This is a genomic window from Viridibacterium curvum (assembly GCF_039544165.1).
GTDB classification, from domain to species: domain Bacteria; phylum Pseudomonadota; class Gammaproteobacteria; order Burkholderiales; family Rhodocyclaceae; genus Viridibacterium; species Viridibacterium curvum.
Window position 1 is genome coordinate 31089 of record NZ_BAABLD010000008.1, and the last position, 23552, is coordinate 54640.

General features: G+C 62.8%; 21 protein-coding genes and 1 riboswitch. Of the genes, 10 read left to right on the top strand and 11 right to left on the bottom strand.

Annotated elements, in window-relative coordinates; all coding sequences use genetic code 11:
• Positions 1–61: 61 nt before the first annotated feature.
• From metF to metK, 5 genes are all read right to left on the bottom strand, one after another.
• Entirely contained in the window at positions 62–925 is an 864-nt protein-coding gene (gene metF, locus ABEA02_RS07885; RefSeq protein WP_345532344.1) for a methylenetetrahydrofolate reductase [NAD(P)H], read from the bottom strand.
• Entirely contained in the window at positions 922–1284 is a 363-nt protein-coding gene (locus tag ABEA02_RS07890) for a four helix bundle protein (protein ID WP_345532345.1), read from the bottom strand. Before ABEA02_RS07890 ends, metF begins: the two co-directional genes overlap by 4 nt.
• A gap of 31 nt (positions 1285–1315) precedes the next feature.
• Positions 1316–2728 (bottom strand): adenosylhomocysteinase, encoded by a 1413-nt coding sequence (gene ahcY / locus ABEA02_RS07895; RefSeq protein WP_345532346.1) that lies wholly within the window; start codon positions 2726–2728, stop codon positions 1316–1318.
• Positions 2729–2818: 90 nt separating this feature from the next.
• A riboswitch (S-adenosyl-L-homocysteine riboswitch) is annotated at positions 2819–2913 on the bottom strand.
• A 60-nt stretch (positions 2914–2973) separates the two neighbouring features.
• Positions 2974–4215: a cyclic di-GMP phosphodiesterase gene (locus ABEA02_RS07900; RefSeq protein WP_345532347.1), complete on the bottom strand. Its 1242-nt coding sequence runs from the start codon at positions 4213–4215 to the stop codon at positions 2974–2976.
• A gap of 144 nt (positions 4216–4359) precedes the next feature.
• Entirely contained in the window at positions 4360–5526 is a 1167-nt protein-coding gene (gene metK, locus ABEA02_RS07905) for a methionine adenosyltransferase (RefSeq protein WP_345532348.1), read from the bottom strand.
• A gap of 223 nt (positions 5527–5749) precedes the next feature.
• Between metK and ABEA02_RS07910 the strand changes: the two genes are divergently transcribed.
• The 5 genes from ABEA02_RS07910 to ABEA02_RS07930 all read left to right on the top strand — a co-directional run bounded on the left by ABEA02_RS07910 (position 5750) and on the right by ABEA02_RS07930 (position 10883).
• A complete protein-coding gene (locus tag ABEA02_RS07910) occupies positions 5750–6631 on the top strand; it encodes a lysophospholipid acyltransferase family protein (RefSeq protein ID WP_345532349.1) in 882 nt (293 codons plus the stop codon).
• Complete coding sequence (locus ABEA02_RS07915; RefSeq protein WP_345532350.1) at positions 6628–7527, top strand: lysophospholipid acyltransferase family protein; 900 nt, start codon at positions 6628–6630, stop codon at positions 7525–7527. Before ABEA02_RS07910 ends, ABEA02_RS07915 begins: the two co-directional genes overlap by 4 nt.
• 22 nt (positions 7528–7549) lie before the next feature.
• Positions 7550–8776 (top strand): MFS transporter, encoded by a 1227-nt coding sequence (locus ABEA02_RS07920; protein ID WP_345532351.1) that lies wholly within the window; start codon positions 7550–7552, stop codon positions 8774–8776.
• 159 nt (positions 8777–8935) lie between these two features.
• Positions 8936–9832: a 2OG-Fe(II) oxygenase gene (locus ABEA02_RS07925; protein ID WP_345532352.1), complete on the top strand. Its 897-nt coding sequence runs from the start codon at positions 8936–8938 to the stop codon at positions 9830–9832.
• A gap of 34 nt (positions 9833–9866) precedes the next feature.
• Entirely contained in the window at positions 9867–10883 is a 1017-nt protein-coding gene (locus ABEA02_RS07930) for a cupin-like domain-containing protein (RefSeq protein WP_345532353.1), read from the top strand.
• Position 10884: 1 nt separating this feature from the next.
• Here the strand turns inward: ABEA02_RS07930 and ABEA02_RS07935 are convergent, their stop codons facing one another.
• Genes ABEA02_RS07935 through hemA form a run of 3 tightly spaced genes read right to left on the bottom strand, consistent with a single transcriptional unit; the run spans position 10885 to position 14227 of the window.
• Positions 10885–11883 (bottom strand): peptide chain release factor N(5)-glutamine methyltransferase, encoded by a 999-nt coding sequence (locus ABEA02_RS07935; RefSeq protein WP_345532355.1) that lies wholly within the window; start codon positions 11881–11883, stop codon positions 10885–10887.
• Positions 11880–12962 (bottom strand): peptide chain release factor 1, encoded by a 1083-nt coding sequence (gene prfA / locus ABEA02_RS07940; RefSeq protein ID WP_345532356.1) that lies wholly within the window; start codon positions 12960–12962, stop codon positions 11880–11882. The genes ABEA02_RS07935 and prfA overlap by 4 nt, the downstream gene beginning before the upstream one ends.
• Entirely contained in the window at positions 12959–14227 is a 1269-nt protein-coding gene (hemA, locus tag ABEA02_RS07945; RefSeq protein ID WP_345533620.1) for a glutamyl-tRNA reductase, read from the bottom strand. The genes prfA and hemA overlap by 4 nt, the downstream gene beginning before the upstream one ends.
• 114 nt (positions 14228–14341) lie before the next feature.
• Between hemA and ABEA02_RS07950 the strand changes: the two genes are divergently transcribed.
• The 5 genes from ABEA02_RS07950 (at position 14342) to ABEA02_RS07970 (ending at position 20943) form a co-directional block, all read left to right on the top strand.
• The gene (locus tag ABEA02_RS07950; RefSeq protein WP_345533621.1) at positions 14342–14926 is read left to right on the top strand and encodes a pectate lyase family protein; all 585 of its coding nucleotides are present in this window, start codon (positions 14342–14344) and stop codon (positions 14924–14926) included.
• 121 nt (positions 14927–15047) lie between these two features.
• On the top strand, positions 15048–17225 hold the full coding sequence (locus tag ABEA02_RS07955) for a PhoX family protein (RefSeq protein WP_345532357.1): 2178 nt from the start codon (positions 15048–15050) through the stop codon (positions 17223–17225).
• A 72-nt stretch (positions 17226–17297) separates the two neighbouring features.
• Positions 17298–17981 (top strand): PEP-CTERM sorting domain-containing protein, encoded by a 684-nt coding sequence (locus ABEA02_RS07960; protein ID WP_345532358.1) that lies wholly within the window; start codon positions 17298–17300, stop codon positions 17979–17981.
• A gap of 201 nt (positions 17982–18182) precedes the next feature.
• Positions 18183–20156, top strand: coding sequence for a bifunctional metallophosphatase/5'-nucleotidase (locus ABEA02_RS07965; protein ID WP_345532359.1), 1974 nt, complete (start codon positions 18183–18185; stop codon positions 20154–20156).
• 25 nt (positions 20157–20181) lie between these two features.
• Positions 20182–20943, top strand: a complete 762-nt coding sequence (locus ABEA02_RS07970; RefSeq protein ID WP_345532360.1) for a PEP-CTERM sorting domain-containing protein — start codon at positions 20182–20184, stop codon at positions 20941–20943.
• A gap of 525 nt (positions 20944–21468) precedes the next feature.
• On the opposite strand, the gene ABEA02_RS07975 is transcribed toward ABEA02_RS07970, so the two are convergent.
• The 3 genes from ABEA02_RS07975 to ABEA02_RS07985 all read right to left on the bottom strand — a co-directional run bounded on the left by ABEA02_RS07975 (position 21469) and on the right by ABEA02_RS07985 (position 23538).
• A complete protein-coding gene (locus ABEA02_RS07975) occupies positions 21469–22050 on the bottom strand; it encodes a transglutaminase-like cysteine peptidase (RefSeq protein WP_345532361.1) in 582 nt (193 codons plus the stop codon).
• A gap of 68 nt (positions 22051–22118) precedes the next feature.
• The gene (locus tag ABEA02_RS07980; RefSeq protein WP_345532362.1) at positions 22119–22826 is read right to left on the bottom strand and encodes a CAAX prenyl protease-related protein; all 708 of its coding nucleotides are present in this window, start codon (positions 22824–22826) and stop codon (positions 22119–22121) included.
• 31 nt (positions 22827–22857) lie between these two features.
• Positions 22858–23538, bottom strand: coding sequence for a hypothetical protein (locus ABEA02_RS07985; RefSeq protein WP_345532363.1), 681 nt, complete (start codon positions 23536–23538; stop codon positions 22858–22860).
• Between the last annotated feature and the right edge of the window lie 14 nt (positions 23539–23552).

The following is a 23552-nucleotide window of genomic DNA, read 5'->3' on the forward strand; positions in this document are numbered from 1 at the left end:
GTGAAATGCCAAAAGAAAAGCCCCTCACGGGGCTTTTCGTTGCAGCAATAGCGCACACCACTTAGCTGGCTTGCAACCCCAGCCGCTGCACTAGCTCGCGCGTCAGCCCCGTCTGATTCAGCGTGTAGAAATGCAGGCTCGGCGCACCACCCGCCAGCAAGCGTTCACAGAGTGCCGTCACCACATCAAGCCCAAAGGCCCGCACGCTCTCGGCATCGTCGCCGAAGCCTTCGAACTTGCGACGCATCCATTGCGGAATCTCGGCACCACAGCTCTCTGAGAAACGCGACAGCTTGGTGAAGCTGGCAATCGGCATGATGCCCGGCACGATGGGAATGTCGACGCCTTCGCGACGCACAGCTTCCACGAAGTGGAAGTAGGCATCGGCGTTGTAGAAGTACTGCGTGATCGACGAACTGGCGCCAGCCCGCACCTTGGTCAGGAATGCCTTGAAGTCGGCATCGAAGCTGCGCGCCTGCGGATGCACTTCCGGATACGACGCCACCTCAAGAAGGAACTCGTCGCCGGATTCCTTGCGGATGAACTCGACCAGCTCGTTGGCGTAACGGAATTCGCCCGGATCGGCCATGCCTGATGGCAGATCGCCACGCAGCGCAACGATGCGCTTGACGCCAATCTCACGGAACTCGGCGAGGTGCTCGCGGATGCTGTCCTGCGTGGAGCCGATGCACGACAGATGCGGCGCGGCGTCGAGGCCGGCTTCACGGATTTCGCGCACGACCTGCAGGGTGCGGTCACGCGTCGAACCGCCGGCGCCATAGGTCACGGAAAAAAACTCGGGGCCCAATGCGGCGAGTTGCGCGCGCACACCTTGAAGTTTCGTCATGCCCTCTGGCGTAGCCGGAGGGAAAAACTCAATACTGAACTTCGGTGAGGAGCGAGGAGTGAGGAGTGAGGAGGTCATTGCGTCTCCACGCGTTTCAGTGAATTGATCAGTCCGTTCAGAAGGCCAAACAAATCACTGATGCTTGTTTCAAGTTCATCAGTCTGCGCCGATAGCGCAAGTTCGCGGGCGATGACGATCTGCGTATCCAACTCGCTCAACGAACCACGCGCAATACCAAGAAAATGCAGAAACTCCTTGGTCGTATTGCGCGCAGCCCCCTCGGCAATATTGGAAGGGATTGAAATCGCCGCCCTTCGCATCTGGGCTGTTAGCCCAAACTTTTCGGAGTCAGGAAAGCCAGTGGTGAGTTGATAAACAGCTTTGACCAAGGCAATGGCATGTTGCCAAGCCAACAGGTCGCGGTGTTTCCTCCTCACTCCTCTCTCCTGACTCCTCACTGCTTCACAATCAATAACGGTAGTGGTCAGCCTTGTAGGGGCCCTCAACCGGCACGCCGATGTAGGCAGCCTGATCCGGACGCAGCGTGGTCAGTTGCACGTTGAGCGTCTTGAGCTGCAGGCGCGCGACCTTCTCGTCGAGGTGCTTGGGCAGCGTGTAGACGCCGATCGGGTATTCGGCAGTCTTGGTGAACAGCTCGATCTGCGCGATGGTCTGGTTGGCGAAGCTCGACGACATCACGTAGCTCGGGTGGCCCGTGCCGCAGCCAAGGTTCACGAGGCGGCCCTTGGCGAGCAGGATGATGCGCTTGCCATCAGGGAAGATGACGTGGTCGACCTGCGGCTTGATCTCCTCCCACTCGTACTTTTCGAGCGAGGCGACGTCGATCTCGTTGTCGAAGTGACCGATGTTGCAGACGATGGCGTTGTTCTTCATCACCTTGAGGTGATCGTGGGTGATGACGTGGAAGTTGCCCGTGGTCGTCACGAAGATGTCGGCCTTGTCGGCGGCGTATTCCATGGTCACAACGCGATAGCCTTCCATGGCGGCCTGCAGGGCGCAGATCGGGTCGATTTCGGTGACCCACACCTGGGCCGACAGCGCGCGCAGTGCCTGCGCCGAGCCCTTGCCCACGTCGCCATAGCCTGCGACCACGGCGATCTTGCCGGCGATCATCACGTCAGTCGCGCGCTTGATGCCGTCGACGAGCGACTCGCGGCAACCATAGAGGTTGTCGAACTTGGACTTGGTGACCGAGTCGTTCACGTTGATGGCCGGGAACTTGAGGTCGCCACGCTGATGCATCTGGTACAGACGATGCACGCCGGTGGTGGTCTCTTCGGTCACGCCCTTGATCTGTGCCAGACGCGTCGAGTACCAGGTCGGATCCGTCGCAACCTTGGCCTTGATGGCGGCAAACAGGATGGTTTCTTCTTCCGACTTCGGATCAGCAATGACCGACAGATCCTTCTCGGCCTTGGCGCCGAGGTGCAGCAGCAGGGTCGCGTCGCCACCGTCGTCGAGGATCATGTTGGAGTAACCACCGTCAGCCCACTCGAAAATGCGGTGGGTGTAGTCCCAGTAGTCGACGAGGGTTTCGCCCTTGACGGCAAAAACGGGGATGCCGGCAGCGGCAATTGCCGCTGCCGCGTGATCCTGCGTCGAGAAGATGTTGCACGATGCCCAGCGCACTTCGGCACCGAGCGCGGTGAGCGTCTCGATGAGCACGGCGGTCTGGATGGTCATGTGCAGCGAGCCGGTGATGCGCGCGCCCTTGAGCGGCTGGGTCTTCGCGAACTCTTCGCGAATGGCCATCAAGCCCGGCATCTCGCCTTCGGCGATCTTGATCTCCTTGCGGCCCCAATCGGCAAGCTTGAGATCGGCAATGACGTAATCAGTGAACTCGGTTGTTACATTCGCCACGGTGTTCTCCTGGAACAGTGTGGCCGAACAAAGGACGGGGAATGTGTGCTGCTGAAACGACTCACCCTCGACCCGTGCCCGGCACGGTTGAACAGGTGAGCGCCGTTGAATCTGACCCGGCCCGATGCTTCGGGCACAGGTTCCGAGCCTGGGGTCTGTGCGACCTCGCAGCGCTCCTCGGAAAGTACGTCATTATAGCCAGCCTGCCGGATTATTCACAGGCTGGCCACTTATCCGGCCCAGGCTCAAGCGCCAGTTGGTAGTTCTCCCATCCACAGCATGTCGAGATCAGGGAATTTCCACTTATCCGGGTCTTCGCGACTGGTGATGGCGTCCTTGATGCTCTTGTCCGACAGATCGATCAGCACTGGCTCGAAACGCTCGTTGCTCTTGGTCGAGTAGAAAGCCAGCACCACAGGCGCCAACAGCGAATCGCGCGACTGTTCGATCACCACGGCGATACGCCCAGACTGCAGGCGCACCAGTGACCCGGTGGGATAGATGCCCAGACTGCGCACAAAGGCATGGAAGATGGCCTCGTCAAAATGCCCCTTGCACCACTCGGTCATCTTGCGCAGGGATTCCGCCGGGTCCCAGCCGCGCTTGTAAGGGCGATTCGAGGTGATGGCGTCATAGACATCGCAGACCGCCCCCATCCGCGCAAACAGGCTGATTTCATCACCTGCCAGTCGGTGCGGGTAGCCCGTCCCATCCATCTTCTCGTGGTGGTGCAGGCAAACGTCGAGCGTGATTTCACCAACGCCCTTGCCCTCCTTGAGCATGCGCCAGCCCTCTTCCGGGTGCTTGCGCACAATGACAAATTCGCTGTCAGTCAGCTTGCCCGGTTTGTTCAGCACCTCGGGCGGGATGTACATCTTGCCCACGTCATGCAGCAAGCCCGCCATGCCAGCCTCGCGGGTCTGCTGTTCGTCCAGGCGCAACTGGCGGGCCAGCGCCACCATCAGCGCACAGACCGCCACCGAATGCATGTAGGTGTAGTCATCCTTGGTCTTCAGGCGCGCCAGGCTGATCAGCGTGCCGGGGTTCCGCATCACGGACCCCGCAATCTCTTCGACCAGCGGCATGGCATCGTCGGCATCCAGCGCCTTGCCCATGCGCGCCTCGTTGAACATGGACGCCACAGCCTCGCGAGACTTGTGACAGATCGTCGTAGCACGTTGCAGCTCTTCCGCCATTGAGCAGGGTTCGACGCTGCGTTGAACACGCGCCATTTCATTGAGCTCTTGCTCAACAACGGCCTCCGCCTCTTGCTGGGTCACTCCCGCATCTTCATCCATCGGAACATCCAGCCCCTTTGAGATGTCGATCCAGGCCTCGCGGATACCGCTCTTGCGGATGCGCTCCAGATCCTTGGCAGCAGATAGCTTGAAGGACGAACGCCAGAAAGGATGCTCCAGCCAGGAACCACAGAGTTCATGGATGAACATCCCGATACGAAGCTGATCTGCGCGAACGCGTTTGAGCATGAGGGTTTGGCGAGGCGAGGCGTTGCACGGACGTGGAAAAGCAGCCCGCATCCCTCTTTTACGGCAATGCCGCAACGGGCTTGAGCGATCTCGCGGGAAACAAAAAGGGCCGCTTCCGCGGCCCTTTGTCAGGTCAGCAACAGCTTACAGACCGGCGTCTGCGCGCAGCGCTGCCGCCTTGTCGGTTGCCTCCCACGTGAACTCCGGCTCGTCGCGGCCGAAGTGACCATACGCTGCCGTCTTGGCGTAGATCGGGCGCAGCAGGTTGAGCGATTGAATGATGCCCTTGGGGCGCAGATCGAAGTGCTTTTCAATCAGGGCAACGATCTTGTCGTCGCTGATCTTGCCGGTGCCGAAGGTGTTGACGTTCAGCGACACAGGGCGGGCCACCCCAATGGCGTAGGCGACCTGCACTTCGATGCGATCGGCGAGGCCGGCAGCAACGAGATTCTTTGCTACGTAACGACCGGCGTAGGCAGCTGAACGGTCGACCTTGGAGGGATCCTTGCCCGAGAAAGCGCCACCGCCGTGGCGGCCCATGCCGCCGTAACTGTCGACGATGATCTTGCGCCCGGTCAGGCCGCAGTCACCGTGCGGACCGCCAACGACGAAGCGGCCAGTCGGATTGACGAGGTACTTCACGTTGGCGCCGAGCAATTCCTTGGGCAGCACGGGCTTGATGATCTCTTCGATCACGGCCTCAGACAGTTGAGCGTGAGACACGTCGGGGCTGTGCTGGGTCGATACGACCACGGTATCGATGCCGACCGGCTTGCCATCGACGTACTTCACCGTCAGCTGGCTCTTGGCGTCGGGCCGCAGCCAGGGCAGGCGGCCGTCCTTACGCACTTCGGCCTGGCGCTGCATGATGCGGTGCGCGTAGTAAATCGGTAGCGGCATCAGGCTGGGCGTTTCGTTGCAGGCATAGCCGAACATCAGGCCCTGATCGCCAGCACCCTGCTCGAGATCGAGACCTTCGCCTTCGTTCACGCCCTGGGCGATGTCGGGCGACTGACGATTGATGGCGGTGAGAATGGCGCAGCTCTTGTAGTCGAAACCGATGTCGGAGCTGTCGTAGCCGATGCGGCGCACGGTGTCTTGTGCGATTTCGCGGTAGTTGATGTGACCGGTGGTGGTGATCTCGCCCGAGATGACGACGAGGCCGGTCGATACCAGCGTCTCGCAGGCCACACGACCACGCGGGTCAACCGCCAGGATGGCGTCGAGGATGGAATCGGAAATCTGGTCAGCCACTTTGTCCGGATGGCCTTCGGACACTGACTCGGAAGAGAAGAGATACTCATTCGCCATGTTCTGCTCCTGAAACAAAAAACCCCGTAGGTGGCGCGAGGCCAGCTTCGGGGTCATCAGCAGGCGACGCTTTAGCAGAATTTGTTGGTCAGCCCGACGGTGTCGGCGACCCCGCCCTGCAAGTTGTCTTTAACTCGGCGGATGGAAGCATTCTAATCCCTTGTTCCGACGGAGGAAAGAGCCCGTCGGCCGTGCTGGCGGGCTCGTGAGATAATCCGCCGCCATGCTCGCCAAGCACCGTCTCGCCTCGCTCTTGCTCCCCCGCCTGCTTCAGTGGCTGGGTCAGCGCTCACTGCCGACCCTGCACCGGCTCGGCGGCGCAGCGGGCTTGGCCACCTACTGGCTGGCTTCACGCTACCGCCAGCACCTGCGCAGCAACCTGGCCCGTGCTCTGGGTCGCGAGCCGACGCGCAAGGAACGCCACGGAGCAGCCAAGAACGCCGGCCGCATGATGCTCGAACTGCCCTGGATCTGGCAGCAGCCGCTGCCGCGCGTGCTGTCTCAGGTGCTGGATGTGGAAGGCTGGGAGCACCTTGAGGCCGCGCGTGCCGAAGGTCGCCCAATCCTCGCACTGACGCCCCACATCGGCTGCTTCGAGATCACCTCGCTCTACGTTGGCGAGCACATGCCGGTGACCATTCTCTACCGCCCGCCCAAACAGACTTATGTCGAACCGCTGCTGCGTGCCGGACGGGCGCAGGGTGCCGTTTCGTTGGCACCGGCGGATCTATCCGGTGTGCGCCGCCTGATCCGCGCCATGCGACAAGGCGAAATGGCTGGCCTGCTGCCGGACCAGGCTCCGGGCAAGGGTGAAGGCATCTGGTCGCCCTTCTTCGGCAAGCCTGCCTATACGATGACGCTCGCAGCTCGCCTGTCCCAGGTCGACAACGCCATCGTGCTGTTCTTCTGGGGCGAGCGCTTCTCTCGGCGCGGCTGGCGCATCCACGTCTCGCCACCGACCGAAGCCATCACCGGGTCGCTCGAAGAACGCGTTCACGCAATCAATCGCAACCTCGAATCCCTCATCCTCCGCTGCCCCACGCAATACCTCTGGGGCTACAACCGCTATAAGCGCCCTGCTGGCGCAGAACCCCCACCCCAATGATCCGCAGCGTACTCCGCAGTCTGCCCACTGCCATCCTCGCACCCCTCATCTGGTTGCTGCACTGGCTCCCCCTGCCCGTGCAGGCCGCTGTTGGCTGGGTGCTGGGCCACCTGCTTTACCTGCTCGTCGCACCACGCCGCCGCGTCGTGCACACCAACCTGCGCCTGTGCTTCCCGGAACTGTCGGATGCCGAACGCGGCCGCCTTGCACGCCGCAACGTCGTCGCCGTAGTGCGTTCGATGCTGGAACGCGGCGTCATCTGGTGGGGCAGCGAAGCGCGTATCCGGCGACTCGTCGAGGTACGTGGCCTCGAACACATGCACAAGCTGCATGAAGAAGGACGCAACATGATCCTGCTGGTGCCGCACTTCGTCGGACTCGACGTAGCCGGCGCACGCCTGACCATGGAGCTCGATGGCGTCGGCATCTATTCCGCCCAGCTCGACAAGCTGCTCGAACGCCTGCTGATGCGCGGCCGTCTCCGCTTCGGCAACCAGATGCTGCTATCGCGCCAGGAAGGCATTCGCGGCGCCGTACGCGCCATGAAGACTGGCCGCCCGTTTTTCTACCTGCCCGACCTCGACTACGGCCCCAAGGAGTCGGTCTTCGTCCCCTTCTTCGGCGTGCAGACGGCCACCATTCCGGGCTTGTCGCGCGTCGCACGGCTGGCCGACGCAGCTGTTATCCCCGTGGTGACGCTCATGAAACCCTGGGGCACGGGCTACGTGTGCACGCTGAGCGCACCGTGGACCGACTTTCCCAGCGACGACGCTGTCGCCGATACGGCGCGCATGAATGCGTGGATCGAATCCGAAGTGCGGCAACGTCCGGCCGAGTACTACTGGGTGCACAAACGCTTCAAGACCCGCCCGCCGGGCGAGGCCAAGCTCTATTAAAAGCAACGCAGGCAATCAGCCCATGACCAGCCCCGACACGCCGACTGCAGACCAACCCCTGAGCGAACGCATCCTGCTGTGGATCCTCATGCTGATCCAGTTCACGACCATCGTGGACTTCATGATCATCATGCCGCTCTCCTCCTACCTCATGCAGGAGATGCAGATCGACACCGGCCACTTCGGCCTCGTCGTGTCGGCCTACGCCATCGCCGCTGCGGTTTCATCACTGCTCGCCGCCGCGATTGCCGACCGCTTTGATCGTCGCCACGCCCTGCTGTTTACGTACGCCGGACTCGCCGTCGCCACGCTGGGCTGTGCGCTGGCCAATGGCCACTGGGCCATGCTCGCCGCGCGCGCTGTCGCCGGTGTGTTCGGTGGCGTGCTGGGCTCGATCACGCTGGCCATCGTCGGCGACATCATCCCGATCCGCCGCCGCGGTCAGGCCATGAGCGTGGTGATGCTGGGCTTTTCACTCGCCGCCGTCGTGGGCGTGCCGGCCGGCCTCTTCATCGCAGCGCACTTCGGCTGGCGCGTGCCCTTCGTCGCGCTCACCGTGCTGTGCCTGCTGATCGGTGTTGCCGCCTGGTACTGCGTGCCCAGCGTACGCGGCCACCTCGCGGCACGTGCCGAAGCCCCGCAACAAAACCTCATCCAGAGCTGGCGCGAGCTGCTCGCTGTGCCCAATCACTGGCGCGCCTTCGTGCTGACCTTCCTGCTGATGTTCTCGGGCTTCCTCATCATTCCCTACATTGCACCCTCGCTGGTTGCCAACGTCGGCCTGACGCAGACCGAGCTTGGCTGGATCTACCTTGTCGGCGGCGCCGGTACCTTTTTCTCGCGTCCCATCCTCGGGCGCCTCACCGACAAGTATCCCTACGCCCGCGTGCTTACCGCCGTGGTCATCGCGGCCTGCGTACCGATGATGCTCATCACGCTCACGCTGCCACTGGCCTTGCCCTGGCAGCTCATGATCTCGATGCTCTTCTTCGTGCTCGTCAGCGGCCGCTTCATCCCGGCCATGGCAATGACCACCGCCTCCACCGAACCGCGCTTTCGCGGCCGCGTCATGGCTTTCAACTCAGCCGTGCAGAATTTCGGTTCGGGCAGTGCCGCCTTCATCGCCGGGCTGATCCTCAGCACGGCGCCCGACGGCCGCCTGCTGCACTACGAACTCGTCGGCATGCTGGCATGCTTCGTCGGCCTCTTTGCGATCTGGGCAGGTCGCAAGGTCAAGCGTATTTCCTGATCATTGCGACGGCAAAAACACCAATACTTCAAAAGCTGCTGAAACACCTGATTTTTCAGGGCTTTTTGCTGCGCCGCGCCAGAGCTTCCTGTTCACGTGGCGAGAGGCAGAGAGTAGATTTGCGCCTTCCTGTCGCTCGCTCAGAAACGCGGATCCGCCATGCCTTACTTCGACTCCAGCTGGCAAAGCTGGCTTGCTGAAAACGTCAAACGTCGCTGCTCCCCCGAGTCCATGATCAAAGCGATGACCGACGCCGGTTTCGACGTCGCGACGGCCACCATGAAAGTGGTGGAAAGCCTGAACCCCGAAGCGGTGCAGCAGCACAACGTGCTCGCTCCATTCAAGTCGCCCGCTGCGCCCATCGTGCCGGCCCAGCAAGGCCGCACGGCCAATCACTTCCAGTACGACCCGGCGCCGGTGGCTGCCGGTCACGCCATCGACGTCGGCGACCGGATAGTGACTGTCGCCTTGCGTCTGGAGAAGCCACAGATCATCGTCTTCAACAACGTGCTTTCACATGAAGAATGCGACGAGCTCATCGAGCGCTCGCGCAGCAAGCTCAAACGCTCGACTACGGTCAATCCGATCACGGGTGAGCACGACGTCATCGAACGCCGCACCAGCGAAGGCACTTTCTTCGAGCTGTGCGAAAACGAATTCATCACGCGCATCGACGAACGCGTCGCACGCCTCATGAACTGGCCGATCAGGAACGGCGAAGGTCTGCAGATCCTGCATTACGGTGTAGGCGGCGAGTACCGGCCGCACTTCGACTTCTTTCCGCCTGAAGACAAGGGCAGCCTGACCCACCTGGCCATGGGCGGCCAGCGCGTCAGCACCATGGTGATGTACCTCAACGACGTCGAGGCCGGCGGAGAAACCATCTTCCCCGAGCTCGGCCTGGCCGTCTCGCCGCAAAAGGGTTCGGCGGTGTACTTCCGCTACACCAATGCGCAGGGACAGGTCGACCCGCTGACCCTGCACGGCGGCGCCCCCGTCGTCGCCGGCGAGAAGTGGATCATGACCAAGTGGATGCGCCAGAGCTCCTACGGCTGAACCGACCATACAGACAACGACAGAGAGACAGCCCATGCAGAACGCAATTAGCGGCGCGGTAAAGGTGAACGACGACTGGCGACGCTGGATCGCCGAGAACCTGATAATGGAAATCCATCCGCAAGGTCTGTTCGAGACGCTGGTACGCGCCGGAGTCCCCGTGCCTGACGCGCATGCCGAGATCAACGCCGCGCTGCAAAGTCCCTACATCGCCGGTGCACAACGCCTCAAGAACCGCCTGCTCAAGCGAGACTGGGTCCTCGACAACCGCCGCAGGATGGAGCAATTGCGTTCGCCCGAAGTGCCGCGCATTCACAAGCTCCCGGAAGAGCAGTTCTTCAACGACTTCTACACAGCGGGCCGCCCCGTCGTCATTACTGGGATGATGGAAGACTGGCCTGCCATGCAGAACTGGAACCTCGACTACTTCGCGCAGCACTTCGGCGACAAGGAAGTGCAGGTGCAGGCACGCCGCAATTCCGACGAGCACTACGAGCTCAACAAGCTCAAACACCAACAGACCATGAGCTTCGGAGAGTTCACCGAGCTCGTACGCAATGCCGGCAAGACCAATGACTTCTACATGACGGCCAACAACGACTCACAGAACCGCGTCGCGCTGGCTGATCTATGGAATGACATTGTGCAGATCCCTGCCTACCTCGACCCGCAAAACCCTGGCGGTTTCTTCTGGTTTGGCCCGGCCGGCACGATCACGCCCTTCCACCACGACCTCACCAACAACTTCATGGCGCAGGTCATCGGAGCCAAGCGCGTCCTCATGATTCCCGCGCACGAAATCAATGCAATCTACAACCACGAGCACTGCTTCACGCATGTCGACGCGCGCAAGATCGATTTCGACCAGTACCCCGCCATGCGCGACGCGCGCATCCAGGAAGCCATCATCGGCCCGGGCGAAATCCTGTTCCTGCCCGTGGGCTGCTGGCACTTTGTCGAAGGCCTCGAAGTCTCCGTGACGATGTCGTTCACCAACTTCAAGTGGGACAACAACTTCACCGAGCGGTATCCGGCTCAGACTTTCTTCTGAGTCAACGCCGTCCGCCGCTTACGCGCTCGATGCCAGCGAGGTCGCGCCAGGATTGCACCTCGGCATATCCCGCGGCGCTCAGCAAGGCACGTACCGCCGCCGCTTGATCGTAACCATGCTCCAGCAACAGCCAGCCACCGTCGTTGAGATGCGCTGGTGCAGCCGTCACGATGTGACGGATGTCGTCGAGGCCGTCCCTGCCTGAGGTGAGCGCACTACGCGGCTCGAAGCGCACGTCGCCCTCCACGAGATGCGGATCACCCTCGGCGATGTAAGGTGGATTGCTGACGATAAGATCGAAGCGCTTACCCGCCACAGGCGCAAACCACGAACCGTGCAGACAGCGAATTGCGGCACCAAGATGCCGGGCATTGTCTTGCGCGACAGCAAGCGCGGCTGGCGATGTATCAACGGCTGTGACTTGCGCTGCGCTGGCGAGCGCGATGGAAATGGCGATGGCGCCAGTGCCGGTGCCCAGATCGAGAACGGTGGGCGCCTGAACCATCCCCCCTCTCCCGGCCTGACGGCCACCCTCTCCCTCAGGGAGAGGGAACTGCTGCCGTCGGGCAGGCTCATTGCCGGTCCCTCCCGGCCTTGCACTCGGCGAAGCCGCTCGCGGCTCCCCTGGCCCGCTTGCGGGAGAGGGGCTGGGGGAGAGGGAATCGAGGGAGAGCGAAGTTGCCGCAAGCACGGCCAGCCCCCGCTCCACCAGCAGCTCCGTATCCGGCCGGGGAATCAGGGTATCTGCCGTGACACGAAAGAGATGTCCGTAGAACTCGCGGTGCCCCACCAGATGTGCGACCGGCTCGCCCGCCTCGCGACGCACCAGCCAGTCCGCGAACAAGCGGGCCTTGTCAGCATCCAGCACACGTTCGGGAAACGCGATCAGCATGCTCGCGCTGTAACCGCTCGCCTCACGCAGCAACACCTTGGCGTCGACGCTGTCGATGCGTCCACGAGCCAGCGCCAAGGCATCACCCAATGTGCGCGGCAAGCTCACGATTCTTCCGTCAGCGCGGCAAGCAGCTCAGTCTGATGCTCGGTGATCAGCGCGTCGATGAGCTCGCCGATCTCGCCATCCATCGCGGCGTCGAGCTTGTAGAGCGTGACGTTGATGCGGTGGTCGGTGATGCGCCCCTGCGGGAAGTTGTAGGTACGGATGCGCTCGGAGCGGTCGCCGCTGCCGATGAGGCTCTTGCGCGTGGCCGCCTCCTTCTGCTGCGCAGCGCGCATCTGCGCGTCCATGATGCGTGAGGCCAGCACGCTCATGGCCTGCGCCTTGTTGCGATGCTGCGAGCGGTCATCCTGACACTCGACGACGATGCCGGTCGGGATGTGCGTGATGCGCACCGCCGAGTCGGTCTTGTTGATGTGCTGCCCCCCCGCTCCGCTCGCGCGGAAGGTGTCGATACGCAGGTCTGCCGGGTTGATGTTCACCTCGGCGATCTCGTCCGCCTCGGGCATCACCGCGACCGTGCAGGCGGAAGTGTGGATGCGGCCTTGCGTCTCGGTGACCGGCACGCGCTGCACACGGTGGCCGCCAGACTCGAACTTGAGCTTCGAGAAGGCTCCGGCACCCACCACGCGCGCAATCACCTCCTTGTAGCCGCCCAGCTCGGACTCGCTCACTGACACGATCTCGACCCGCCAACCCTGGCGCTCGGCATAGCGCGTGTACATGCGCAACAAGTCGCCCGCAAACAACGCGGCCTCATCACCGCCCGTGCCGGCACGCACTTCCAGGAACAGGTTGCGTTCATCGTTCGGGTCTTTCGGCAGCAAGGCAATCTGCAACTCGGCTTCGATGCGCGCCTGCGCGGCGCGCGCATCACCCAGCTCGCTCTGCGCCATCTCGCGCATCTCGGGGTCGGAGAGCAACTCCTGTGCGGTCGCCTCGTCAGCTTCGGCGCGCAGGTAGTCCTGCCACAGCTTCACCACGGGAGTGATGTCGGCATGCTCACGGGTCCACTTGCGATAGCGGTCCATGTCGCTGGTGGCGCCTTCGCTGGCCATCAGCGCGTCGAGTTCTTCGAGTCGCTCCGTGAGCTGCTCGAACTTGTTGCGGATACTTGGTTTCATTGATTGTTTTCGTCGTCGCGCGACGGCAAGGCGTCGAGCTGGAACACATCGCGCACTGTTTTTGCCGCACGGTCGGCATCGGCGCGATTGAGAAATTGCGAGGGCGCGTGCAACAGCTTGTTCACCAGCCCGCGGGAGAGGTGTTCGAGCACCAGCTCGGGGCTCTCACCTCGCGACAGCGCCCGCATTGCGCGCGCCAGTTCTTCATGGCGCAGTGCCTCGGCCTGGCTGCGCAGCGCACGGATGGTCGGCACGGCCTCTCGGCCCTCGGCCCAACTGGTGAAGTCAGCCACTCCCGCGTCGATGATGCGCTCGGCATCTTGCACGGCCGCAGCGCGACTGGCCTTGCCCGCCGAGACGATCTGGGCAAGATCATCAACGGTGTAGAGAAAAACGTCTGACAGGCGCGCCACCTCGGGTTCGATGTCGCGCGGCACGGCCAGATCAACCATCACCATCGGGCGCTGCTTGCGCTGGCGCAAGGCCCGTTCGGCCATGCCACGCCCGATGATGGGCAATGGCGAACCCGTGCAGGACACCACCACGTCGTAGTCAGCCAGTCGCTCCCCCACCGAGGCCAGCGGCAGCGCATCGCCCTGCACGCGTTGCGCCAGCAGCTCGGCGCGCGCCAGCGTGCGATTGGCGACACTCATGCGGCGCGGCTGGCAACCGGCGAAGTGGGCTGCGGCCAGCGCAATCATCTCGCCCGCGCCGATGAACAGCACGCGGGTGTCGCGCATGCTGCCAAAGATACGCTCCGACAGCTTGACCGAGGCCGCAGCCATCGACACCACGCTCTCGCCGATGGCGGTATTGGAACGCACGTCCTTGGCGACGGAAAAACTCTTCTGGAACAGGCGATGAAGCGTGCTGCCCAGCGTGCCGGCCGTCTCGGCGGTGCGAGCGGCCTCCTTGAGCTGACCGAGGATCTGCGGCTCGCCCAGCACCATGGAGTCCAGCCCGCTGGCGACGCGGAAGACATGGCGCACGGCCTGGTCGTCCGGGTGGGTGTAGAGGTAGGGCGCAATGTCGGCCAGAGCGAGGTGGTGATAGGTCGCCAGCCAGTTGGCAGCCTGCTGCGGCTCGGGCGTGGCGCAATAGATTTCGGTGCGATTGCAGGTCGAAATGATCGCAGCCTCGGCAATGCGTGGCTGCGCGACCAGCTCCTCCAGCGCCTGCGACAAACGCTCGGGTTGGAAGGCGAGGCGTTCGCGGATGGCGATGGGAGCGGTCTGGTGGTTGAGGCCCAGGGCCACGAGTTGCAAAGGCTGCATCCCGCAATTATCCGTGGAACAGCCCTACAAGTGAAACCGGCCCGTCATCAATCGGTCGCCAAGCCGCATGGCGCCGTGCTTGCAGCAGCGCAGAACGACTCTTGCGTGAAATCGTCCGGCGTCTCCACCAATCCTCATCGGCCGACACCGTTCCATCTGTCAGACCAAAACAAAACCAAATTCGGCAGATTGGCAGGGCATCCCCCGGCCTCGCGGCCACCACGGGCGGCGCTGGAGGCGCAACCATCTTCATCACGACATTTGCCGGACTCGCGGCTGCCGTGGCCGATCACAGCCCGCGCATCGTCAAGATCACCGGCACGATCAAGGGCAACGGGCACTCAAGGCAGTGCCCGTCGGCTCGAACAAGAGCGTCGTAGGTGCAACCAGCACCGCCACGCTCGAGGGCTTCGGCCTCAATTTCATGGCTGGTCGCACCAACTCTGGATCGACCACAACACCTGCAATAAGCCCGGTGACGGCTCGGTCGTCATCAAGCGCAGCTCGGACCGGGTGACGGTCTCGTGGAACAGGTTCGTGCTGTCCGACAAGACCATGCTGCTATCGCATGAGAACGACGCCCAGGTACAGGACCCCGGCAAGCTGCACGTCAGCTACCACCACAACTGCTTCAACCATACGCATCAGAGCCATCCGCGCGTGCGCTCCGCCAAGCAGAACAGACCATGATCCGTCTGCAACGCAGACTCATTCTTTTCTTTGCGGTGGCGTAACACGCCGTCCCTAGCCTCCTGTCCTGCCAAGTTCCGCCTAGTCCCGCAATCCCGAACTGCAACAGGAGAGAAACAACATGAAAGGCAGCAGCCATCCGAGCAACGACGTGTCCCTCAACACGTCCGAGAACCAGTCCATCCACGACATCATCGACCAGGTCGAGCCGACCCGTCGCCGCTTCATCAAGGGTGCCGCCAGCAGCAGCATGCTGGCCGCTGCCGGTGGTGTGACCATGTCAGGCATCCTCAACACGGTCGAAGCAGCCCCGATCCCCGCTGGCACGGGTCAGCAAGTCGGCATCGGCTTCGAAAGCATCGCTGCCGACACATTGCCCGTGGCCGACGTCGTGCGTGTGCCGGATGGCTACACGGCTGAGCTGCTGGTGGCCTGGGGCGACCCGATCACGCCGGCCGGTGCTGCTTTCGAATCCAGCGCCACACAAGACGCTGACGCACAGGAAGAACAGTACGGAGCCCACACCGACGGCATGCATTTCTTCCCCTTCACGTCGCGCGGCAAGGCCCTCTCCGACCGCGGCGTGCTGTGCGCCAACAACGAATACACGCAGGAAGAAATCCTGCACCCGGACGGCCTCGTCGGAGCCTCGGGCTACGGCATCGCCAAGTGCCGCAAGTCACAGGCCGCTCACGGCATCTCGATCCTCGAAGTGCGCAAGCTCGCCGGCAAGTGGCAAGTCGTCAAGGACTCGCCCTATGGCCGCCGTCTGACCGCCAACACACCGATGATCTTCTCGGGTCCCGCCGCCGGCCACGACCTGCTGAAGTTCAACGACTACGACATCACCCCGAGCGGCTCGGTCAAGACCGGCACCACCGACGGATTCAAGGTCTACGGTACGCAGAACAACTGCGCAAACGGCTTCACGCCCTGGGGCACTTACCTGACCTGCGAAGAGAACTGGAACGGCTACTTCGGCTCCACCACCGGTTCGGTGCCCAGCGCCGCCTCGGGCGAAACCGGCAAGCTCTACAACCGCTATGGCGTCACCGCCTCCGGCTTCGGCTACCTGTGGCACACCGCTGACGAACGCTTTGACGTGTCAAAGAACCCCAATGAACCGAACGCCTTCGGCTGGGTCGTCGAAGTCGATCCGTTCAATCCCGAAAGCGTGCCCGTCAAGCGTACCGCCCTCGGCCGCTTCAAGCATGAGAGCGCCCAGCACGTTGTCGATGCCGCCAACAACGTGGCCCTCTACATGGGTGACGACGAGCGCAACGAATACATCTACAAGTTCGTCTGCTCCGGCAAGTACAACGCCACCAACCGCGCCGCCAACCTCAACCTGCTCGACAGCGGCACGCTCTATGTTGCGAAGTTCAACAGCGACCTGACTGGCCAATGGATTCCGCTGCTGCCGGGCACACTGGGCAGCAACGGCATCGCCTTGCGCAACAACCCCAACTTCAGTGGCGCCAACGACGCCGAAGTGCTCGCCAAGATCCTCATCAAGGCGCGCATGGCCGCTGACGCTGTCGGCGCGACGATGATGGATCGCCCGGAATGGACGGCTGCCCGCCCACGCCTCAATGGCTACGGCAAGATCGAGGTCTACTGCACGCTGACCAACAACAACCGTCGCGGCTCGTCCGCCTCGCCGACCAGCAATGCCACGGATGGCAGCACCACTGCGGGCTCTGCCCGCCCCGCCGTCGATGCGGCCAACCCGCGTGCCAACAACATCTACGGCCATATCATCCGCTGGCAGGAAAACGCTGACACGGTGCTCGCCACCGGCTTCACCTGGAACATCTTCGCGCAGTGCGGCGACAGCGTGACGACCAAGACGCCTTACGCGCAGTATTCGGGCGACATCGTCGACAACCCCGCTGGATCGGCCGACATCGGCGCACCGGACGGCCTGTGGTTCGACTGGTTTGGCCGTCTGTGGGTGCAGACAGACCAGATCGGTGACGGTAGCGGTGACTGGATCAACATTGGCGCCAACAGCCTGTCGTGTGCCGACCCCAACACCAAGGAGTTCCGTCGCTTCCTGACCGGCCCCAACAAGTGCGAAGTCACCGGCATCACCATGACGCCCGATGGCAAGACCCTGTTCGTCGGCATCCAGCACCCGGGCGAAGAATCCACCGCGGCCAACCCGACGCAATTCTCCAACTGGCCTGCCAGCCAATGGAGCTTTGCTTCGGACGGCGTGACACCCCTGCCTGGTGGTCGCCCGCGTTCCGGCGTGGTGGTCATCACAAGGAACGACGGCGGCGTGATCGGCGCCTGAGTCCTGCCACACATGCGGGCAGCCACGAGCTGCCCGCTGCACGACACACATCAAACCATTCGGGAGCAGATCATGCGCAACATCCTCGTCACCCTCGTGCTTGGCAGCACGGTACTGGTTTCCGGCCAGGCCTCCGCCAGCATCATCAGCAACCTCAACAACGTGGCAGCCCCCAAGCAGGTCGTCGACTTCAATGACGTCAATGGCCTCTTCTTCGGCAGCGGCAGCACGTATGTCACCAACGTCCCGCAAGTCACCTTCTCCTCGCTCAACGGTGACTTTACTGCGGGCCAGTACGTCGCCGACCTGGGCATCAACGGCCTGTGGGGCGCCGGCAAATCCTTCCTCTCCTTCGACACCATCGGCGACATGACCCTGAAGATCGATTTCGGCGGTCTCAAGACGCGCAGCTTCGCAGCCGAATGGAGCCTGTACGAAGAGGCAGGAGACTTCCGCAACCTCACCGTTACGGCATGGGGTGTAGATGGCAGCTCCGAAAGCTTCACCATCCAGTCCTTCAAGGAGGCCCTCGACGGCGTCGACATTGACGACAACGAACTGTTGAGCTCCTACAACTATTCCTTCACGCGCGGCATCAAGCTCGCCAATGCAGACATCGCCTACGTCACCGTCCAGGGCGATGGCGTCGTGATGGACAACTTCACCTACACCGTGCCCGTGCCGGAACCCACCAGCTACGCCCTGTTGCTGGCCGGTCTCGGCTTGATCGGCCTTGTGGCACGCCGTCGCATGTAAAAGCGTTTCGACGCCACCTGGCACCGGGGCCTGCACTCACCAGAGTTCAGGCCCCTCTTCTTTTCATGTCATGGGGGTTTCATTGAATAGTCCGTCTGCGCTGCATCGCGCCGCCTCCCGCCACGATGCCATGTAACGCGTCGCCACTAATCTCGACTGGCTACGCATTCCATCATTCACACGATCACCGGGAGATCACCGATGCTTGCCAAGACGCTTTTCGCTCTCACCCTCGCGGCAGCCCTGCCAGCTGTTTCGCACGCTTGCGTCACGCCTGACACTTCAGTGAATGTGACCTTCGGCAGCTACGACACGGGCGTCAGCAACCGCGTCGTCAGCGGCGCCTGCACCATCGACGACCTCTTCAACGACGAGCAGGCCTGGGGCTCGCAAGCCGCATTCATCGCCCACGCTTCGACGGTGAGCTTCGAGCTGTATCGCGACAAGAAGATCAGCGCCGTCGAACGCGCCAGGCTGATGGCTGCGGCACAAGCCTCAGGCGTCGGCAGCACCCTGAAGGTCAAGATCATCGGCTTCAACGACTTCCACGGTTACATCAAGGCGCGTGAAGGCTCGTCAAGCAACCCCGGTGTCGCCAGCTTCGCTTACAAGATCAACCAGCTGCGCGCGCAGAACCCGCTCAACGCCGTGGTCTCCGCCGGCGACCTGATCGGTGCCAGCCCGCTGACCTCGGCCCTGTTCAAGGACGAGCCGACCATCGAAGCGATGAACCGCATCAAGATCGACTTCAACGCCGTCGGCAACCACGAATTCGACGAAGGCAAGGCCGAGCTGCTGCGCATGCAGAACGGCGGCAACCACCCCACGGATCTTTTCTCCGGAAAGGGCCTCGCAGCCGACCTGAAGAACGGGGCATTCGCCGGTGCGAACTTCAAGTTTCTCGCAGCCAACGTGGTCGAGAGCGACACAATGACGACGATCTTCCCCGGTGTCGGCGTCAAGGACTTCCTGGGCAACAAGGTCGCCTTCGTTGGCATGACCCTGGAGAGCACGCCGACCATCGTGTCGCCGTCTGGCGTTGCCGGTCTGACCTTCAAGGATGAAGCCGACACCGTCAATGCGCTGGTGCCGCAGCTCAAGGCACAGGGCATCAACAGCATCGTCGTGCTGATCCACGAAGGCGGCTTCGCCACGCTGAGCGGCGGTGTCTGCTCCGGCATGTCGGGCGCCATCGTCGATATCGTCAATCGTCTGGACCCAGCCATCGATCTCGTGATATCCGGCCATACACATCAGGAATACAACTGCCTCATCAACAACAGCGCCGGCAAACCCGTGCGTGTCACCTCAGCGGGTCAGTACGCACGCCGCCTGACCGACATCGACATGGTCATCGACACGAAGACCAAGGACGTCGTCAGCATCACGGCGGCCAACATCGTGGTGCCTGTGCCGGCAACGGCCAACAACACCGTGCCACTCGATGCGTCGCTGCAGGAAGTCGTGAACCACTACGACGCGCTGGCTGCCGTGCCTGCCTCGCGCGTCGTCGGCCAGATCACCGCGACCATCACGCGCACGCAGAACAACGCCGGCGAATCCGCCCTCGGCGACCTGATTGCCGATGCACAACTGGCCGCCACCAAGCCCGTCGGTTTTGGTGAGGCCGTCATCGCCTTCATGAACCCGGGTGGCATCCGCGCCGATCTGCCTTACAGCGCAGCCGGCAAGGTGGATGGCAACGTGACCTACGGCGAAGCCTTCACCGTGCAACCCTTCGGCAATTCTCTGGTGACCCTGACGCTGACCGGCGCGCAGATCTACGCGCTGCTCGAACAGCAATGGGGCTCGGCACAACCTTTCCCGCGCATGCTGCAGGTCTCGCAAGGCTTCAGCTACACCCACTCATTCCCGCTACCGCTCGATCGCAACCTCGACGCAGCCGAGGGCGTGATCTTCACCACCTCGGTTCGTGGCAACAGCTATGTCGTCCCCGGCTCGGTGAAGATCAATGGCGTGGCTGTCGATGCGAACACCAGTTACCGCGTCACGGTCAACAGCTTCCTCGCCGACGGTGGTGACACTTTCACGGTTTTGATGGGTGGCACCAACCGTCTTGGCGGCGCAGTCGATACCGATGCGCTCGAAGCCTACTTCACGGCCAGCCCCGGCGGCGTCGCTCCCAGCACGCTGAATCGCATCACGCGCCAGTAAGTGCCGACGAACAGGAGAACATGACATGAACCAGACGATCCTCTTCAAGCTGCTGGGCGCCACCGCGGTGGCCCTGTGCTGCAGCGTCGCCCAGGCGGCCCGCCTCGAAGTCGTCGATCACCTCGCTGCCGGCGGCTACATCGCCAGCACGATCGGTGGCGAGTTCTTCAGCGACGACGCCATCGACCTGTCGGCTGGCGGCGATGTGGGCCTGATCGGAACGCACAGCTTCGATGCGGCAGGCTTGAGCCATGGCTACGTGGCCGATGCCTACTTCATCGGCAACAATCAGAGCTACGCGATGAGCATCACGCAGTATCTGACGGCAGCCGCAGGCAAGGACCTGCTGGCGGAAGCTTTCGTGTCCGTGCCGCTGATCACGCTGAATATCGCCAGTGAGGGCGAAGCCCTCGGCTCACCGGTTCAGGTGAGCTTCAACGGTCTCGCGTCGGCCCTCGGTCTATCGAGCAACAGCACGCTGCAAATGGACATCGCCATCACATCGGGCAGCACCACGCTGGGCAGCTGGCTGTGGGCACCCGATGCTGCCAGCAGCCCCGATGCGCCGGTGAGCTTTTCCTTCCTCGCCAACGTCGGCCAGCAGATCACGCTGTCGGCCTTCATGCACAGCACCCTTGGTGGCACCGGTTCGCAGGCCGTCGATGGCAGCGTCGCCGGCATGCTGGGCGGCAACTTCGCCGTTGCGGCAGTGCCGGAGGCCAGCAACTACGCCATGCTGCTCGCCGGCCTCGGCATCCTCGGTCTCATGACACGCCGTCGCGTGTAGGCCTGGCGCGACAAAGACGTCGCATCCCGCCCGGTCCGGCCCTGCGCTCTCACGCGGCAGGGCCTTTTTATTGGTATTCATATCGCTGACTTACAACGGCCCCGGGTACGAGAACTCTCAAGGCTTGCAACGGGGCCGTCATTCCCGCGAACGCGCACTGTGGTCCGGGGAAATTCAAGGAAAGACAAAAGCAGGCATCGCGCGGTGAAGCCGACGCGGTGAAGCCGACGCGGTGAAGCCGAATTTCGTAGGTGCGGTTTTAACCGCACAATCCCGCGTCGCAAACCGCCCGACCACGCTGCGTGAGTGTGGTGACGGGTTGAAACCCGCCCTACGCATGGCGAACCAGCCCCGCCTCGGCTGCAGGCAACTTCGAGTCTCGGTTTCCAACATGGCTTGCCAAGCCACCTGCAATGAAGCGCCTCGCAGCGTCGGCGGATTATCCCCGCACAGCAATGCGCCTTCGCGAGAATGACGGCACTTTGACAGTTAATGATGCCGCCCCCTTTCATTCCTCTCTGCTACTCAATCACGCTCCAGCGCCACACGCTTCTGCAAGGCTTCCCAGCGACTCAGCGTCACGTCGCTGATCTGCCGCGCACGACTACCCTCGCGCACGGGCATGGCCGCAGCGCCAGCAATACTGAATAGCGGTGACAGGTCGGGACGCTGCGATGCCGACAACAGTCGCGGGTCGAGATTGTCGAGCAACAGGGGCTCGGCATCAGGCTGTGCGTACCAGGCCAGCACCATGTGCGGCGTCAGCTGTCCGTCCATGAAGGCTCGCACATAGGTGAGCCGCAGACTCGCCGGGTCGACGCCCAGCGCGAGAAGGCTGAAATACTTGGCGATGACGTAGTCCTCGCAATCACCGGTCTGGCGTGCGATGAACTCAGCCGGTGTTGCCCAGTAGTCGGCCTGCCCCCAGGTCACGTCATCGCTGCTCCAGGGTGCGCGATTGGCCAGCGCGTTCACCGCAGCGAGACGTTGTCGCTCACTGCCGCTCATACTGCGCAAAGCCTGGCTCCAGGCGGCGAATCGCTCGGGCGCCTGTGCGCCGAAGCGGCCCTGCATGCGTTCGACCAGCGACGTGGAAAAGTCGGTCATGTAGGCAACTGCCGACAGACTCGCAACCGTCGCGCAGACGCACGCTGCCAGACGACGCAATGTGGTCCTTACCAGAACTGCCACTGCCCGGAATGCCAGACCCACAGCCCCAGCGACAGGTTGGTGACAGCGTGCGAAAAGATCGCCGTCCACAAACCGAAGCGACGGTACAGCCAGGCATACACGAGACCCGCCAGCAGGCCGGCGAACCACAGGTGATGCTCCAGCCCGAACACCAGGGCAGCAACCAGCAGGGAGCGCAGGCTGACCGCGAGCGGCTGCACCTGCAGAAAGTGGCGCGACTCCAGCCAGCGCATGACAAAGCTGCGCCAGAACAGTTCTTCCATCACCGGCACGACCAGCGCGGCACCGGCCAGACGCAACGCGATCCAGCGCCAGTCAGGCACGCCGTCCAGCATGGGTGGCGCAACGGCCACAGACACACCGAGATTCAGCGGAGCGAAGTCCAGGTAAATCCACAGCACAAAGACCAGGACGCCCAGCAGCAAACCCGCGGCGCAAGCCTGCGGCTGCCATGACGGGCGGGCTACTCGCAGCTCGCTGTATTCGCGCCAGAAGTACGCAAGCACCAGCGCAGCGAGTCCGGCCTGCACGGCGTAAAGCCACAACGAGAGTGGCTGCGGCAGCTCGCCGCGGATCGCCAGCACCAGCATGAACAGCGCAAACGGCAAGGCACGCGCGAGCACTGCACGGTCGACAAAACCCGTGCGGCCACTTGCGGTCTGATCGGCCGTCAGGCTGCCGGAGTCATTCATCGGCGTCACTTGTCGATGTCACTTATTGATGTCACTTTCCGGCAGCGACATTACCCGCGACCGACAGCTCAGCCTGCTTGCGTCGCTGTGCTTCCAGCTTGTCGCGATACTCTTCGAGCAGGTTTTCCATCTTCACCTGCCCCAGCCCCAGCAAGGGTTCGCGATGAGATATCGAGGTCACGACGCCCTTGTCGCGATAAGCCTGCAGCAGCTCGCGGCCATACTGGTAGAGCGCAACGTTATTGACCTCGCAGCGCGAACGCTCGGCCTGCTCAGCGCTGAATGCGGTCTTCACCCCGGTCAGCTCCGACTCGGCACCGCGCAGCTTGGCGTTTGTCTCGCGCTGCGATTGTTCCGTGCTGACCAGCTTGCCCGTCGTCTCGTCGAGCCGCGCCTTCATCGCATCACGCTCCTGCTCGGCACGCTGCAAGCTCTGACGCAACTCGTCGCGTTCGCGCTCGGCATCCGCCAGCTTCTTGCGCGCGCCGCCCAGCTCACCCGCGCGCTTCTTCAACTGTTCGTCGAGCGCAGCTTTTTCCTGCGTCAGTTGCTGCTGCGTCTGCTGCCCGGCCTGCTGCGCCTGTTGCAGCTGCTGCACTTGCTGGCGCAGGCGCCGCACCTGCTCCTGGCTCTTGCCGCCCTTCTCCTGTGCCTGCACAGGCTGCGCCAGTGCAGTGCAAACAAGCATCAACGCTGCAATACGCATGTTCATTGGCACACCTCCGG